At 73.7% G+C, this 1912-nt stretch carries 3 protein-coding genes; 2 read left to right on the forward strand and 1 reads right to left on the reverse strand.

Annotated elements, in window-relative coordinates; genetic code table 11:
• Positions 1-129 precede the first annotated feature (129 nt).
• A complete protein-coding gene (locus DKL51_RS31605; protein ID WP_260428748.1) occupies positions 130-402 on the reverse strand; it encodes a zinc-ribbon domain-containing protein in 273 nt (90 codons plus the stop codon).
• Positions 403-484: 82 nt separating this feature from the next.
• Between DKL51_RS31605 and DKL51_RS31610 the strand changes: the two genes are divergently transcribed.
• The gene (locus DKL51_RS31610; protein ID WP_109943388.1) at positions 485-817 is read left to right on the forward strand and encodes a YciI family protein; all 333 of its coding nucleotides are present in this window, start codon (positions 485-487) and stop codon (positions 815-817) included.
• 5 nt (positions 818-822) lie between these two features.
• Positions 823-1912: RNA polymerase sigma factor (locus DKL51_RS31615; protein WP_124813116.1), on the forward strand; the 1090-nt coding region annotated here is incomplete at its 3' end.

Here is a 1912-nt window from a genome sequence, read left to right on the forward strand (position 1 = left end):
GGTACACCCAGCAGTGCACGTACTGCGGTGCCGGCGGCCGGGCGTGCACGGCGGACGGGAGACGGTGTGTACCGGGGCGGGGGCGACCGGCTGCCGCCCGATCAGCCAGCAGAGGAAACGGGCCATCCGTCAGCCGACCGGAAGCTGCTGCGCCTCGGCCCGGGAGAGGTCGAACTCGGCACCGCAGTACGTGCACTGCTGGGTGTACCGGGTCCGCACCGGGATCAGCGGGATGAAGAAGAGGGTGAACTTCGTGGACCGGCGGGTGATGACCTGCGCGGCCTGGTTGCCGCAGTTGCGGCAGACCCGGGTGACGACACCGGACCGGTCGACCTTGGTGCGGAGCCCGAAGATGAAGAACATCGCCCGGCAGTACCCAGCCGCGCCCCGGAAATCACCCACGAATTTTTCTGGTAGGCAGGTGTCCGGATCCGCGGGTCCCGTTCGTCAGGCTGGACGGAACCACAACACCGAGGAGTGCCTGATGAAGTACATGATGTTCGTCTGCACCGACACCGAGCCGGACAAGGATCCGACCGCCGCGCCCGACATCGAGCAGTGGGTCGCCGAGCGGGACGCCAACGGCCAGCGCCTCACGGGCAGTGCGTTCGCCCCGCCGTCGGCGGCAACCACGGTCCGGGTCCGCGACGGCGAGCTGCTGCTCTCCGACGGGCCGTTCGCCGAGACGAAGGAGGCGATCGTGGGCTTCGACCTGCTGGAGTGCGCCGACCTGGACGAGGCGATCGAGGTGGCCCGCGCCCACCCGATGGCCTACGGCGGCCGGATCGAACTGCGTCCCCTCGTGGACCTGGACTGACGCCGGTGACCGACGCGGCCGAGGCCGTCGCCGCCGCGGGTGCCGAGGCGTACCCGCGGATCGTGGCGACGCTGATCCGCGTCACCGGGGACTGGACGCTCGCCGAGGACTGCGCCCAGGAGGCGCTGGCCTCGGCGCTGGAGCGGTGGCCCCGTGACGGCGTACCGGCGAATCCGGGCGGCTGGTTGATGACGGCCGCCCGGAACCGGGCCGTGGACGTGCTGCGCCGGGCCACCGTGGAACGCCGCAAGCTGCGGGACCTGGCGCTGCTCACCGACCCGGAGCCGACGCCGCCGGAGGGGGACGTGGTGGACGACCGGCTGCGGCTCATCTTCACCTGCTGCCACCCCGCGCTGGCGCTGGAGGCACGGGTGGCGCTGACCCTGCGCACCGTGGCCGGGGTGCCGACCGCCGACATCGCCCGCGCCTTCCTGGTCACCGAGTCCACCATGACCCGGCGGATCACCCGGGCCAAGACGCGGATCGCCACGGCCGGCATCCCGTACCGGGTGCCGACCGGGTCCGCGCTGGTCGAGCGGCTGCCGGGCGTCCTGGCCGTGCTCTACCTGCTCTTCACCCGGGGGTACGACGCGGACGGCGAGCCGGCCTTCGCCGACGAGGCGATCCGGCTGGCCCGGCTGCTCCACGAGCTGATGCCGGAGCAGCCGGAGGTGGCCGGGCTGCTCGCCCTCTTCCTGCTGCACGACTCCCGCCGGACCGCCCGGCGTGGCCCGGACGGCGACCTGCTCACCCTGGACGAGCAGGACCGCTCCCGCTGGGACCGGCAGGCCATCGCCGAGGGGCTGGCGCTGGTGGAGCGGGCCGGCCCCGGCCCGTACGCCCTCCAGGCCCGGATCGCCGCCTGCCACGCCACCGCGCCCACCGCCGCCGACACCGACTGGCGGGCCATCGCCTTCTGGTACGACGAGCTGGCCCGGATCCGACCCACCCCGGTGATCCGGCTCAACCGGGCGGTGGCCCACGGGTACGCGTACGGCCCGGCGGCGGGCCTGGCACTGATCGCCGAGGCCCGCGCGGGCGGCGCGCTGGATGGCTACCCGCCGGCGCTGGCGGCGGAGGCCGAGTTCACGGCCC

This window comes from Micromonospora globispora, from assembly GCF_003857015.1.
Taxonomy (GTDB): Bacteria; Actinomycetota; Actinomycetes; order Mycobacteriales; family Micromonosporaceae; genus Micromonospora; species Micromonospora globispora.

Bases quoted from the DNA above. Each gene is read 5' to 3' on its own strand.
- DKL51_RS31610 (WP_109943388.1), top strand. From the start codon at position 485: ATGAAGTACATGATGTTCGTCTGCACCGACACCGAGCCGGACAAGGAT.